Genomic DNA, 13,623 nt, shown 5'->3' with positions numbered 1-13,623 from the left:
CGGGCTGACTACCTAGCCCCGCCGGCGGTTGGGGTCCAAGGGGGGTCTGGGGGCGCCGCCCCCCGACGGAGGGGAACGGGGAGGGGCGGCGGGGGCGAGGAAAGGCCGGTCCCGGGCCGTCAGCCTCGGATGATCGTCAGTACCTCGTCCCGGACCTTCTCCATCGTCGCCTCGTCCCTCGCCTCCGCGTTCAGGCGGAGCAGAGGCTCCGTGTTCGACGGGCGGACGTTGAACCACCAGTTCGTCGACGTGACCGTCAGGCCGTCCAGTTCGTCGAGTTCGATGCCTTCCTGGGCCTCGTACGCCGTTCTGATCGCGGTCAGGCGGGCCGTCTGGTCGGTCACCGTGGAGTTGATCTCGCCGGAGCCCGCGTAGCGGTCGTACTGGGCTACCAGGGTCGACAGGGGGCCGTTCTGGCCGCCGAGCGCGGCCAGGACGTGGAGGGCGGCCAGCATGCCCGTGTCGGCGTTCCAGAAGTCCTTGAAGTAGTAGTGGGCGGAGTGCTCGCCGCCGAAGATCGCGCCGGTGCGGGCCATCTCGGCCTTGATGAAGGAGTGGCCCACGCGCGTGCGTACCGGCGTGCCGCCCTGTTCGCGGACGACCTCGGGGACCGACCAGGAGGTGATCAGGTTGTGGATGACGATCCCGGAGCCGCCGTTGCGGGCCAGTTCGCGGGAGGCCACCAGGGCCGTGATCGCCGACGGGGGGACCGGGTCGCCGTTCTCGTCGACGACGAAGCAGCGGTCCGCGTCGCCGTCGAAGGCGATGCCCAGGTCTGCGTTCTCCTCGCGGACGCGCTTCTGGAGGTCCACGATGTTGGCCGGGTCGAGCGGGTTGGCCTCGTGGTTCGGGAAGGTGCCGTCCAGTTCGAAGTACATGGGGAGGACGGTGAGGGGCAGGCCCGCGAAGACCGTGGGCACGGTGTGGCCGCCCATGCCGTTGCCCGCGTCGACGACCGCCTTCAGGGGGCGGATCGACGTCAGGTCCACGAGCGAGAGCAGGTGCGCCGCGTAGTCCTGCAAAGTGTCACGGCGCGTGATCGTCCCCGGAGTCACCGGTTGCGGTTCCGGTGCGCCCTCGTCCAGCCATGACTCGACCAGTTCGCGGATCTCGGTCAGGCCCGTGTCCTGCCCGACCGGCGCCGCGCCCGCGCGGCACATCTTGATGCCGTTGTACCGGGCCGGGTTGTGCGAGGCGGTGAACATGGCGCCGGGCAGGTCGAAGGCGCCCGAGGCGTAGTAGAGCTGGTCCGTGGAGCACAGGCCGATCTCGGTCACGTCGACGCCGCGTGCCGCCGCCCCGCGCGCGAAGGCCCGCGACAGGCCGGGCGAGGAGGGGCGCATGTCGTGGCCGGTCACGATCGCGTCCGCCCCGGTCACCTGGACGAAGGCGGCGCCGAACAGTTCCGCCAGCGGCTCGTCCCACTGGTCGGGGACGACACCACGTACGTCGTACGCCTTCACGAGCTGCGACAGATCTGCGGGCACGGCCGGCCTTCCTGGAAGTCCTGTTCGGTCGCCCCAAACTACCCGCCCGCACTGACACATCCCGGTGCGCGAACCCCTGCCCGTGCGCCCTCTCCTCCGCCCTCTCCCTTGGTCCACCGGCATGCCGTAGGCGAGGCGGGCGACGAGTGCGGCGGCCAGGAGGCCGGTCAGGCCCGCCCGGTGGGCCTTCGTGCGGACGCCGCCGAGCAGGACGAGGACGATGACGAGGGGCAGGGGCGCGACGAGGGCGGACAGGCCGAGCGAGTCGGCGACGGGTTCCGGTTCCTGGACGTGCACGGGTGCCTCCCCGGATGTCGCGGTGGATTCCGCGATGCGGAAAGCGGTTTCTCGCGGGTTCCGGAATCGCCGTGTCCGCGACAAGCTCACGTCAACGCGCGCGTGCGCTGCCCGGTGAGATCGGCTGGAACCTTGTGCGCGCGGTCAGTTGTCCGGCGAGCGCAGCACCCGCAGGTGTCCGCGGCGCGGTGCGACCTCGCGCGGGTCCGCCGTGCGGGCGCCGCCCGGCCCGGTCGCCCGGTCCGGCGGACGGGCCGCCTCGCGGACGGCGTTGGCAAGCGCTTCCAGGTCGTCACCGCTGGGGCGCGCGGGAGCGGAGGAGTCGAGGAGCCGGACGACCTCCCAGCCACGCGGCGCGGTGAGGCGCTCGGAGTGCTCGGCGCACAGGTCGTAGCAGTGGGGTTCGGCGTAGGTCGCGAGGGGGCCGAGGACCGCGGTCGAGTCGGCGTAGACGTACGTCAGCGTCGCGACGGCGGGACGGCCGCAAGCGGTGCGCGAACAGCGACGTACAGGGCTCACGACGTTGGACGGTACCGCACTCTTGAGCGGGCCGCGACGACTCCCCACCAGGCCACTCCCCCGTGTCGTGCTGTGAAACCGCCCACACGGGTCTTCTTGGACAAGTCGTTGACCTGGGAGGACATCGGGTTACGAGATACCGAACAACCCCGACCCCGATCACTACTTGCCGCAAATCGTGCCAACTGTGCTGAGATCGACGGTCCGGGTGATCCAGGAGGGCTGCGAAATCAAGCCCAACCTTGGCTGGAATGATCATTCTTCGACGCAGGTGGGCGCAGCGTGCCCGGCCCCCGCGCGCGGGTCGCGGGGACTACTCTTCGTCAGTGATGGACAACCCCGTACCGCCCCGCGCCGCAGGCCCCGGCCCCCGTCGCCGTGATCGCCACGGCCGTGGCATGCGCGGCCCCGTGGCGCCGCCGCAGGTTCCGCTCTCCGCGAGCCGGGCCGAGGCCTTCGCGGATCTGGTGCAGGACTCCGTGGAGCGGCTGGAGCGGCGGTGGCCGCAGCTGGCGGACATCGACTTCCTCGTGCTCGAGGTGCCTCAGCTCGAAGGCACGCCCGAGGCCTGGGCGGACGAGACGGTCCCCCTGGGGGGCACGATCGCCGCGCGGGAGGGCCATCCCGCGCGCGTGGTGGTCTATCGCCGCCCGGTCGAGATCCGTACCAAGGGCCGTGACGAACGCGCGGCCCTGGTCCACGAGGTCGTCGTCGAGCAGGTCGCCGAACTGCTGGGGCTCACCCCGGACACCGTGGACCCCCGCTACGGCGAGGACTGACCGACCGACGACGCGGTCCCCGCGCGCGGGGACCGCCTACTTCTGCAGCACCGACAGATCCTGCTCAGCCTCCGGCACCGCGACCGTCCCCCGGTCGTCCGGGAGCGTCTGGATCGTGAACGCCGGGATGCCGTCCGCCGGGGCCGCGAGGGTCCGGGAGGCATAGACGGCGCCCCCGGAGACCCGCTCGACCGTCAGCGCGTACGTGCCCTTCAGGCCCGCCGGGACGGGGAGTTCGACGTCCTGGGTGGTGCCGCCCTTGATCGTGTACGTCTTCGTCGCCGGCGTGCCGCCCTCGCTGCCCGCCGACGCCGTGACCTTGACCTGGGCGGCGGCGCCCGGGGCGGTCAGGGAGAGCGTGGTGCCCTTGGCGGTGTTGGCGACGGCCGTCGCGCGTTCGGTGACCGGGCCGGTGGCCGGGATGAACGCGGTCTCCTGCTTGGCGCCCTTGCCGCGTACGACCTTCAGGGCGGCGACGAACGGCACCGAGCTGTCGGTCGGGGTGAGCACCAGGGAGCCCGCCTCCCCGCGCGTGACGTCGCCGAGGTCGACCGCGGTGGTCATGCCCGCCTTGATGTGCAGCGTCTCGTTGCCCGCCGGGGTGATCAGGCCGTTCGGGGAGGCGAGGCGCACCTTCAGGTCGGCGTCGTTCTCGCTGGGTGTGAAGGCGATCAGGCGGACCGAGGTGGCGTCCTTGGGGATGCCCGGCAGGACCAGGCTGCCCGCCGGTTCGGTGGACGCGGTCAGCCAGTCGCCGCCGGACTTGGCGTCCAGGGCCTGGACGTCCGCGCCGACCCGGCCGCTGCGCACGCTCACGTGCACGGTGAGGTCGGCCTGCGGTGCGTCGGTGAGCGTGGACAGCAGGATGGGCTCGCTGCCGTTCGGCGGAATCGTGATGCCCTCGCCGACGTCCGACTTGAGGCTGCCGTCCTTGCCGTACAGCTCGATGTCGACGACGGCGGCGGAGTCGTCCGGGTTGGTGAGGTGCACGTAGTCCGTGCGGCCGGCGGCGGTGCTGGCGCCCGGGAACCAGAACTCGGTGTCCGGGACGGCGCAGTTGACGCCCAGCAGACCGCGTCCGGTGCCCGCGGCGACCTCGGTGGTCTCCTGCACGGTCCAGCCGGGCGCGAACCTGCCTTCCGCGGTGCCGATCTGCGCGGGGGTGTCGCCGCCCGAGGTGTCCCCGGTGGCGGGCTTGCCGGGGTCCGCGGGGGTGAGGACGGGCTTGGCGGCCTTCGCGCCGGTGGCCGGTTTCCCGGTGGCGGCGGCCAGTCCGGCCTTGCCGTCGCTCCCGGTGCCCTCGGTGACGGGCGTGAAGGACGTGTACGTCGTGTCCGCGAGGTCGGAGGTGCTGGGAGCCGGGCAGAGCAGGCTCGTGCGCTCCACGGGCAGCTGGGCGGCGGCCTTGGCCGTGCCGGGGTCGGCCGCCTCCGGGGTGTTGAGCGAGGCGAAGCCGGTGACGGCGGCGAGCGCGGTCGTGCCGGCGAGCAGGGAGATGGTGGTGCGGTTCACTGCTGGCTCCCGTCGGGGCGCTCACCCTGCGGGTGGGGCTGGTGTGGCTGCGCCGGGTCGTACGCGGGGTCGTAGCCCTGGTCGTACGTCTGGTCGTATGCCGTCGTCTGGGGCGAGGCGCCGTACGCGTACGGGTCGTACTGGCCGTTCTGGTACGGGTCGCCCTGGTAGGCGGGGTCGTAGGTGCCCTGCGGGTACTGCTGGGCGTTCTGGTACTGGTCGGCGCCGTAGCCGTCGTACTGGGTGCCCGCGTAGGCCGCGGTGTTCCATTCGTCGCCGTAGGGCTGCTGCTGCGGGATCGCGGCCGGGGCCTGCTCCTCCGGAGGAGGCAGGGTGTCCGACGGGAACTCGGCCTGTTCGTCGGCCTGTTCGGTCTGGTCGGCCTCCGCCTGGGCGCGCAGGCGGCGGGCGCGGCGGCCCTCGCCCGTGGTGGCCTGGGCGGGGATCTCGCGCTCCTCCTCGGGGAGGTCGTCGTCGACGTCCCGGCGGCGGCCCGGCAGGGCCATGACGACGAGGACGACGGCGAGCGCGCCCTGCGTCCACAGCCAGGCGGTGTGGCCGATCGGGGTGTCGAAGGTGACGTCCAGCTTCCCTCCGGAGGAGGGGAGTTCGAAGCCCTGGGCCCAGCCGTCGACCGTGGTGGGGGTGAGGGGCTTGCCGTCGAGGGTGGCCGTCCAGGACTCGTCGGCGGAGTCGGCGAGGCGCAGGACGCGGCTTCCGGAACCGGCCGGGATCGTGGTGTGGATGTCCACAGGTCCGGCGGCGACTGGCTGCGCCTCGCCGGAGCCGGACGCCGGGACGATGGCCGCGCGGGAGACCTCCTGGTCGACGCGCCACAGCGCGCCGCCGTCCTGCTGGCTGAGCCTGCTCAGGCCGGGGGTCGCGTCCAGGACGCGGCCGACCTGGCGGGGGGCGCCCTTGTGGACGAGGACATAGCGCACGGCGAAGCCGCCGAGTTCGTCGGCCTGGTCGGCGCCGGAACCGGCGACGAGGTTGGCGACGACCTTGTCGAGACGGGGGTTCTCCCCGCTCTCGGCGGCGAGTTCGCCGTCGCCGAGGCGGGCGCCGGAGCCGCGGACGAGGGTGTAGCCGACGCGGGCGGCGGAGTCGCTGGCCAGGACCAGGGTGCGGGCCTGGTCGCGGGTGCCGCTCTCCTCGGCGACGAACGCGGGCACCTGGACCGGGTCGCGCCGCTCCAGGGGGCCGTCGGCGCCGCCGATCATCCAGCCCGCGGCGAGGAGCAGCGGGCCCGCGGCGGCGGCGAAGGCGATCAGCGCGGCGACCGGCTGGCGCCAGCCGAAGCTCTGCTCGGCCACGCGCGAGCGTGCCCCGTCGGCGCCGAGCGCGGCGGCGGCCAGCAGGGCCAGGCCGTAGACGAGGGTGGCGGGTCCGGCCCACGCCGAGCTGTTCGACAGGACCGCGAAGACGAGCCCCACCAGGGCGACCGCCCAGGCGGTCCAGATGCCGAACTGGCGCTCCGTGCGCAGCAGGGCGGCCAGCGCGGCCAGGACGACGCCGATGAGCATCAGTCCGCTGACCGTGCCGGGGCCGCCCGGGCTGGCGCTGAGGAGATCGAGGGCGCCCGCGGCGCCGGTGCCGTACTCCAGGCCGGCCTCCCGGAAGAAGCCGAACGGCAGCAGGGACAGCGACCAGGGGGCGAGGACCAGGATCGGTACCCCGAGCTGGGCCAGGAAGCGCAGGCCGTAGGCGGTGATCTCGCCTCGTCTTACGACGAGGAGGGCCACGCCGAGCAGCAGGGCGATGGGCCAGACGATCGGGGTGAAGGCGGTGGTGACCGTCAGGAGCAGCGTGTACGCCCAGGTCGCGCGCCAGCTGCCGCGCGCGCCCGAGGTGTGGGCCAGTCCGCTCGCCGCGATGCCCGCGCGGGCGGCCAGCGGGAGGAGGACCGCGAGTACGGCGGTGCCGATCCGGCCGCTCGCGAGGGCTCCGGTGGCGGCGGGCAGGAAGGCGTAGACGACGGCCGCCCACGCGCGCAGGAGCCGTGATTCGACGAGCGGGCGGGAGGCGAAGTACGCGGTGAAGCCGGCCAGCGGCACGGAGGCGACCAGCAGGACGGTGACCGCGAGGCCCGTCGAGCCGAAGAGCGTGGAGGCGAGCATCGCGACGAGCGCCAGATAGGGCGGCGCCGAGGAGGTGTCGCCGACGCCCACCGGGTGCCAGGCGTCCAGATAGCGGGCCCAGAGTTCGGCGGAGTCGGCGGGGGCGGGCAGCAGCGCGCCGCCCGCGAGGGCGCCGCCGCCGAGCAGTTCGCGGCAGGCGACGAGCGAGACGAGCAGCAGGACGAGGAAGAGCACAGGGCCGGGCTTGCGGGCGATCCGCTTGAGCCGGACGAACTGCTCGACCTCCAGGAAGTCGGCGTCGTCCCCGCCGGGCCCGGACTCGACCGCGCCGCCGTGCCGGCCCGCACCGGAGGTGGCCTCGGGGTCGGAGCGGCCGACGAGTTCACCGGCGGCCTGTTCGATGGTGGCCCGTACGGTCGCGCCCGGCGGCGGGAACAGGGCCCGCAGTTCGCCCTTGTCGATCTGGGCGGCGCCTCTCCTGCGGCGCCCGGCGATGATCCGCTCGGGGCGCAGCAGGGTGCCCAGGAGGCCGCGGATCTCGTCGACGGCCTGTCCGGGGGCCTTGCCGACCAGATAGGCGACCGTGCGCAGCACGGTGCCCAGCACCAGGCGCAGCAGTACCCAGGGCAGCTGTGCCGTACGGCTGTTGACGAGCAGGGTGTAGGCGGCGCCGGCCTTGTCGACCTTGTGCGGGGACGCGGAGGTGCGGCCCACGCAGTCGACGGTTCGGCGCTCGCGGGAGGACGCCTCGGCGTGCCGGACGACCGCCTCGGGGGCGACGAGGACACGGTGGCCTGCGGCGGTGGCCCGCCAGCACAGGTCGACGTCGTCGCGCATGAGGGGCAGCCGGCGGTCGAAGCCGCCGAGTTCCTCGAAGACGTCGCGGCGTACGAGCATGCCCGCGGTGGAGACGGAGAGCACCGGGCGGACGTGGTCGTGCTGGCCCTGGTCCTGTTCGCGGCGGTCCAGGCCGGTCCAGCGGCGGCCGGAGTGGGCGATGGTGACGCCGACTTCGAGGAGTTGCCTGCGGTCGTACCAGCCGCGCAGTTTGGGGCCGACGACCGCGATGTCGTCGGCCCGGCCGAGTTCGTGCTCGGTCTCCAGTACGCGCAGCAGCTGGGCGAGGGCGTCCGGGTCGGGGGCGCAGTCGTCGTGCAGCAGCCACAGCCATTGGACCGGTTCGCCGTGGGGCAGTTCCGGCATGTCGTACGCGTCGTCGCGCCAGCTGCGGGTGACGGGGTCCCAGCCGCTGGGGCGCTTGAGGTACGTCAGTTCGTCCGGGGTGAGGACGGGCGCGGTGCGGTTGGCCTCCTCGACGGCCTGCCCGAAGCCGGTGCGGCGGGCGAGGTGCAGGACGCGGTCGGCGCCGAGGGCGTCGGTGAGCAGCTGGGCGGAGTCGTCCGCGCTGCCGGTGTCGGCCGCCATGACGTTCTGCACGGGGCGTTCCTGGCCGAGCAGCCCGGCGAGCGCCTCGGGCAGCCAGCGGGCGCCGTCGTGGGAGACGAGCACCGCGGTCACCACGTGACGCGGGAACTCTGGCGTGGCGGCAGTGCCGTGGTCGGCTGCCGTGTGGCTGTGCGCGGACATCGAGGTACGGGCCCCGGTTCGGTGGACTGTGGTGGACGTCTGTGCCCTCTGTGAGCGGCGGGACGTCTCGGACGAGCAGTCACACTAGCGGCTGGGCAACGCAGCGGCCCGCCGCCTGTGGACAACCCACCCGCGACGGGCCGTTCGCTGCGTCCTACCCGCGTCCTGCCGGGTCACGTGGAGCCCGGTGCCGTACGCCTCAGACCGCGGCCTTCTTCAGCCGGCGGCGTTCGCGCTCGGAGAGACCGCCCCAGATGCCGAAGCGTTCGTCGTTCGCGAGGGCGTACTCGAGGCACTCGGAGCGGACCTCGCAGGCGAGGCAGACCTTCTTGGCCTCGCGGGTCGAGCCGCCCTTCTCGGGAAAGAAGGACTCGGGGTCGGTCTGGGCGCACAGCGCGCGCTCCTGCCAGCCGAGTTCCTCGTCCGCGTCGTCGACCAGCAGTTGCTGCACCGTCTCGGTCATGTGCGCCCCTCGTCCGTCTTTCGCGTCCCCGTGAGGTTGCCGTCAACCGATATCGGCCGAACGACACGAGTGAAATTACAAGTGTGCTGCTCCGGGCGAGTCAAGCCGAGATCTGCTATTGGGCCCCTTATTCACTCTGCGGAACCAAGGCCATGCGGAAAGTGTTCAAATCGGCATAAACCTTGACAGGCAGAGGAAGACCCTGGAGGGGGACCCCGAAGGACGACCGCCTCCGCACACAGCCTGTACGGGAGAGGACGCCCAGAAGTTCGATCTCGTTCCGAGGTCCGCGCGCCTGGTTGTGCGCCATGTGTCCCCGAAGTCGTACGCACAAACCTTTCACCCGGGAGATGAACCGGATGAGGTGAAACATGTCCCACATACCGGGCGTCGAGTTGACAGTGGAGGTGTGAACCGATGTCCTTGTGGGCATGCTCGCGAACTTGGCACTCACCTCGACCCGCCCCGCGCGGACCCTCGGTGCTGCCCCCGCTCGCTGTAGCTGTTGTTGCCTCTCCAGCTGTTGAGCCCAACGCGCTCCGGCTGCCTCTGAGTCCACCGCGACTCGGCTGCTGCTTCCCAGAAGCCCACATCAGGGCGCTGCTTCTCCCGGCCTTCCCGCCCGTGACCCGGGCGGACGGTACGCGACACCCAGCCAACCCCCACACTTCTCCCGCCGAGGACCTCCGCACTTCATGAACAGCGACAGCGACCTCCAGATCGCCGGCGACATCCTCGAAGTACCGCACCTCCTCCAGGCCCCGCGCGAGCACCCGGCCACCGTCGCCGACTTCGTCGGCCTGGCCCGCGCCGTCGCCGCGGACCGCTCCCGGTGGGCGCACCTCGTCGAGTACGACGCGACCTCGCGCTGGTACCACCGGCTGAGCACCGGCCCCGGCTACGAGGTGTGGCTGCTGTCCTGGGTCCCCGGGCAGGGCAGCGGTCTGCACGACCACGGCGCCTCCTCGGGCGTCCTGACGGTCCTGGAGGGCCGGCTGACGGAGCGGACGGAGCGCGGCACGCGCGCGTTGCGGGCGGGTTCGCAGCGGGTGTTCGCGCCGGGATACGTCCACGAGGTGGTCAACGACTCGCTCGAACCGGCCGTGAGCCTGCACGTCTACTACCCGGGTCTGACCGAGATGCCGATGCACTCGGCGCGCTGCGCGCCGTCGGCGGCGGTGACCGGCTGACAGCGGGTCACCGGGGCCGGCCCGGCCACCGGCCGACGCGTTGTCGTACCCGCCTGCAAGACTTGTCGGCATGCGCATTGTGGTTCTGGCAGGCGGCATCGGTGGTGCCCGGTTCCTGCGCGGTCTTCAGCGGGCCGTGCCGGACGCGGACATCACCGTCATCGGCAACACCGGGGACGACATTCACCTCTTCGGGCTGAAGGTCTGCCCCGACCTCGACACGGTGATGTACACCCTCGGCGGCGGCATCAACGAGGAGCAGGGCTGGGGGCGTACCGACGAGAGCTTCCGGGTGAAGGAGGAGCTGGCGGCGTACGGCGTCGGGCCGGAGTGGTTCGGGCTCGGCGACCGGGACTTCGCCACGCACATCGTGCGGACGCAGATGCTCGGCGCGGGCTATCCGCTGAGCGCCGTCACCGAGGCGCTGTGCGACCGGTGGAAGCCCGGGGTGCGGCTCATCCCGATGTCCGACGACCGGGTGGAGACGCATGTCGCCGTCGAGGTGGACGGCGAGCGCAAGGCGATCCACTTCCAGGAGTACTGGGTGCGGCTGCGGGCCTCCGTACCGGCCGAGGCGATCGTGCCGGTCGGCGCGGAGCAGGCGAAGCCGGCGCCCGGGGTCCTGGAGGCGATCGCCGAAGCCGACGTGATCCTCTTCCCGCCGTCCAACCCGGTGGTGTCCGTCGGCACGATCCTGGCCGTGCCCGGCATCCGCGAGGCCATCGCCGAGGCCGGGGTGCCCGTGGTGGGCCTCTCCCCCATCGTCGGGGACGCGCCCGTGCGCGGGATGGCCGACAAGGTGCTCGCGGCGGTCGGCGTGGAGGCCACGGCCGCGGCGGTCGCCGAGCACTACGGCTCGGGGCTGCTGGACGGCTGGCTCGTCGACACGGTCGACGCGGGTGCGGTGGAGCGGGTGGAGTCGGCGGGCATCCGCTGCCGTGCCGTGCCGCTGATGATGACGGACGTCGAGGCGTCGGCGCAGATGGCGCGCGAGGCGCTCGCGCTGGCGGAGGAGGTGCGGGGCGCGTGAGCGGCGAGCTTTTCGGTGAGGGGGCGATCGGCACGGGTACCGGTGGCGGCACTGGCGACGGTGACGGGTATCGGGTCTGGGCCGTGGGGGGACTGCCCGAGGTTCAGCCCGGGGACGATCTCGCGAAGCTCATCGCCGCCGCCGGGCCCGGGCTGGTCGACGGGGACGTGCTGCTCGTCACCTCGAAGATCGTGTCCAAGGCCGAGGGCCGGGTCGTCCAGGCGGCGGACCGGGAGGCCGCCATCGACGCCGAGACCGTACGGGTCGTCGCGCGGCGCGGGCCGCTGCGGATCGTGGAGAACCGGCAGGGGCTGGTGATGGCCGCGGCCGGCGTCGACGCCTCCAACACCCCCTCCGGGACGGTACTGCTGCTGCCCGAGGACCCCGACGCGTCCGCGCGGGCGATCCGGGACGGCCTGCGGGACGCCCTCGGCGTCAACATCGGCGTCGTCGTGACCGACACCTTCGGGCGACCCTGGCGCGCGGGGCTCACTGACGTGGCGATCGGCGCCGCGGGCGTGCGCGTGCTCGACGATCTGCGCGGGGGCACGGACGCGTACGGGAATCCGCTGTCCGCGACGGTGGTGGCGACCGCCGACGAGTTGGCTTCCGCCGGGGATCTGGTCAAGGGGAAGGCGTCCGGGTTGCCGGTCGCGGTCGTGCGGGGGCTGCCGCATGTCGTGACCGGGGGCGGAAGCGGAGGCGGAAGCGGGGGCGGGAGCGACGGTGACGGTGACGGTGAGGATTTGGGGGCTCGGGCTCTCGTGCGGGAGGCCCGGGACGACATGTTCCGGCTCGGTACGTCGGAGGCCGTACGGGAGGCGGTGACCCAGCGGCGTACGGTGCGGGCGTTCACCGACGAGCCCGTCGACCCCGGTGCGGTGCGGCGGGCGGTCGCCGCCGCGGTGACCGCGCCCGCGCCTCATCACACGACGCCCTGGCGCTTCGTCCTGCTGGAGTCGCAGCGGTCGCGGACCGAGCTGCTGGATGCCATGCGGGACGCCTGGATCGCGGATCTGCGGCGGGACGGGAAGAGCGAGGAGTCCATCGCGAAGCGGGTCCGGCGGGGTGAGGTGCTGCGGGGGGCGCCGTATCTCGTGGTGCCGTGTCTGGTGATGGACGGGTCGCACACGTACGGGGACGCGCGGCGGGACGGGGCCGAGCGGGAGATGTTCGTGGTCGCGACCGGCGCGGGGGTGCAGAACTTCCTTGTCGCGCTGGCCGGGGAGCGGCTCGGGTCGGCGTGGGTGTCCTCGACGATGTTCTGCCGGGAGGTCGTGCGGGACGTGCTGGGGCTGCCCGCAGGGTGGGATCCGATGGGGGCGGTCGCTGTCGGGCATCCGGCGGAGGCGCCTCGGGCTCGGGGGGATCGGGATGCGGGGGCGTTTATCGAGGTGCGGTGAGGGGGGTGGGGTGCGGGTGGGTTGGCTGTGGTGCGGTGGGGTTGACCGTGGTGCGGTGGGGTTCATCGTGCGGTGAGCTTGTGGGGTTCGGTTTCTCCGGGTTCGGGTCCTCCGGTTGGGGGCGGTTTTCTTGGCAGGGCGGTTTGCTCCTCGGCAGCCCACTCGTGCGACCGTGCGGGGTGGGCATGTCGTCGTGCCCGGTGGTGTCGTGCCTCGGCAGGGCTCTGCTTCTGGGGTGAGCCGTACCTGGGTGCCCGGGGGGCCGCTCGATCTCGGGCTCGTGCTGGGGCCCTTGCGGCGGGGGCCCGGTGATCCCACCTTCCGGGTCACGTCCGACGGGTCCGTGTGGCGGGCCAGTCGTACGCCTGCGGGGCCCGGGACCTTGCGGGTCGCTCTGCGGGACGGGGTGGTCCAGGGGGAGGCCTGGGGGCCCGGGGCGGCGTGGCTGCTGGAGCAGCTGCCCGCGCTGCTGGGGGACGGTGACGATCCCGAGGCGTTCGTGCCTCGGCATCGCGTTGTCGCGCTCGCCCGGCATCGGCGGCCCGGGTTGCGGCTCACTCGGACCGGGCTGGTCATGGAGTCGCTGATTCCGTCCGTGCTGGAGCAGAAGGTCACCACCGACGAGGCGTATCGGGCCTGGCGGTTGCTTGTGCGGAAGTTCGGGGAGCCCGCGCCTGGGCCCGGGGGATCGGTTCACGGGCTCTTTGTCATGCCTTCCGCTCGGGACTGGGCGCTGATTCCGTCCTGGGAGTGGCATCGGGCCGGGGTCGACAACAAGCGGGCCTCGACGATACTGCGGGCTGTTCGGGTCGCGGGGCGGCTGGAGGAGGCGGTGGGGTTGGAGCCGGAGGGGGCGCGGGGTCGGTTGGAGGTGGTTCCGGGGGTGGGGCCCTGGACGTCTGCGGAGGTTGTGCAGCGGAGTCATGGGGCGGCGGATGCGGTGACTGTGGGGGATCTGCATCTGCCGGGGATCGTGGGGTTTGTGCTGGCGGGGGATCGGGATGCGGATGATGCGGTGATGTTGTCGTTGCTGGAGCCGTATGCGGGGCAGCGGCATCGGGCGGCTCGGTTGATTTTGTTGAGTGGGCGTACGCCTGGGCGGCGGGGGCCTCGGATGCGCAAGGGTGACATCGGGCGGCTTTGATCGCCCCCGCCGCCCCTCCCCGTACCCATCCCTGGGGGCTGCCGCCCCCAGACCCCCGCCTGTCGCGCTGACCGCGCTCGTCCTCAAACGCCGGACGGGCTGTCGGGTGCGGCCTGGGTGGGGTGGGTGAA

10 protein-coding genes are annotated in these 13,623 nt (G+C 72.7%); 5 read left to right on the top strand and 5 right to left on the bottom strand.

Annotated elements, in window-relative coordinates; genetic code table 11:
* Positions 1 to 119: 119 nt before the first annotated feature.
* The gene (locus CW359_RS44615; RefSeq protein ID WP_105975993.1) at positions 120 to 1,487 is read right to left on the bottom strand and encodes a phosphomannomutase/phosphoglucomutase; all 1,368 of its coding nucleotides are present in this window, start codon (positions 1,485 to 1,487) and stop codon (positions 120 to 122) included.
* Between the two features lie 441 nt (positions 1,488 to 1,928).
* On the bottom strand, positions 1,929 to 2,351 hold the full coding sequence (locus tag CW359_RS44610; RefSeq protein ID WP_105975990.1) for a DUF3499 domain-containing protein: 423 nt from the start codon (positions 2,349 to 2,351) through the stop codon (positions 1,929 to 1,931).
* Between the two features lie 281 nt (positions 2,352 to 2,632).
* Here CW359_RS44610 and CW359_RS44605 point away from each other — a divergent pair, with 281 nt between their 5' ends.
* Positions 2,633 to 3,082 (top strand): metallopeptidase family protein, encoded by a 450-nt coding sequence (locus CW359_RS44605; RefSeq protein ID WP_105975989.1) that lies wholly within the window; start codon positions 2,633 to 2,635, stop codon positions 3,080 to 3,082.
* Between the two features lie 36 nt (positions 3,083 to 3,118).
* On the opposite strand, the gene CW359_RS44600 is transcribed toward CW359_RS44605, so the two are convergent.
* From CW359_RS44600 to CW359_RS44590, 3 genes are all read right to left on the bottom strand, one after another.
* Positions 3,119 to 4,594 carry a DUF5719 family protein gene (locus CW359_RS44600; RefSeq protein WP_105975988.1) on the bottom strand — a complete coding sequence of 492 codons (1,476 nt, stop codon included), beginning with the start codon at positions 4,592 to 4,594 and terminating at the stop codon, positions 3,119 to 3,121.
* On the bottom strand, positions 4,591 to 8,262 hold the full coding sequence (locus tag CW359_RS44595; RefSeq protein ID WP_105975987.1) for a glycosyltransferase: 3,672 nt from the start codon (positions 8,260 to 8,262) through the stop codon (positions 4,591 to 4,593). The genes CW359_RS44600 and CW359_RS44595 overlap by 4 nt, the downstream gene beginning before the upstream one ends.
* A gap of 199 nt (positions 8,263 to 8,461) precedes the next feature.
* Positions 8,462 to 8,725, bottom strand: coding sequence for a WhiB family transcriptional regulator (locus CW359_RS44590; RefSeq protein WP_010034659.1), 264 nt, complete (start codon positions 8,723 to 8,725; stop codon positions 8,462 to 8,464).
* Positions 8,726 to 9,420: 695 nt separating this feature from the next.
* On the opposite strand from CW359_RS44590, the gene CW359_RS44580 reads away from it, so the two are divergent.
* The 4 genes from CW359_RS44580 (at position 9,421) to CW359_RS44565 (ending at position 13,492) form a co-directional block, all read left to right on the top strand.
* Complete coding sequence (locus tag CW359_RS44580; RefSeq protein WP_105975985.1) at positions 9,421 to 9,915, top strand: cysteine dioxygenase; 495 nt, start codon at positions 9,421 to 9,423, stop codon at positions 9,913 to 9,915.
* A gap of 70 nt (positions 9,916 to 9,985) precedes the next feature.
* Positions 9,986 to 10,945 (top strand): 2-phospho-L-lactate transferase, encoded by a 960-nt coding sequence (cofD, locus tag CW359_RS44575; RefSeq protein ID WP_105975984.1) that lies wholly within the window; start codon positions 9,986 to 9,988, stop codon positions 10,943 to 10,945.
* Between the two features lie 26 nt (positions 10,946 to 10,971).
* Positions 10,972 to 12,348, top strand: a complete 1,377-nt coding sequence (locus CW359_RS44570) for a coenzyme F420-0:L-glutamate ligase (protein ID WP_105975992.1) — start codon at positions 10,972 to 10,974, stop codon at positions 12,346 to 12,348.
* A 130-nt stretch (positions 12,349 to 12,478) separates the two neighbouring features.
* A complete protein-coding gene (locus CW359_RS44565; protein ID WP_105975991.1) occupies positions 12,479 to 13,492 on the top strand; it encodes a DNA-3-methyladenine glycosylase family protein in 1,014 nt (337 codons plus the stop codon).
* Positions 13,493 to 13,623 lie beyond the last annotated feature (131 nt).

The organism is Streptomyces geranii (assembly GCF_002954775.1).
Classification (GTDB): domain Bacteria; phylum Actinomycetota; class Actinomycetes; order Streptomycetales; family Streptomycetaceae; genus Streptomyces; species Streptomyces geranii.
This window is presented reverse-complemented; position numbering and strand designations above follow the sequence as displayed.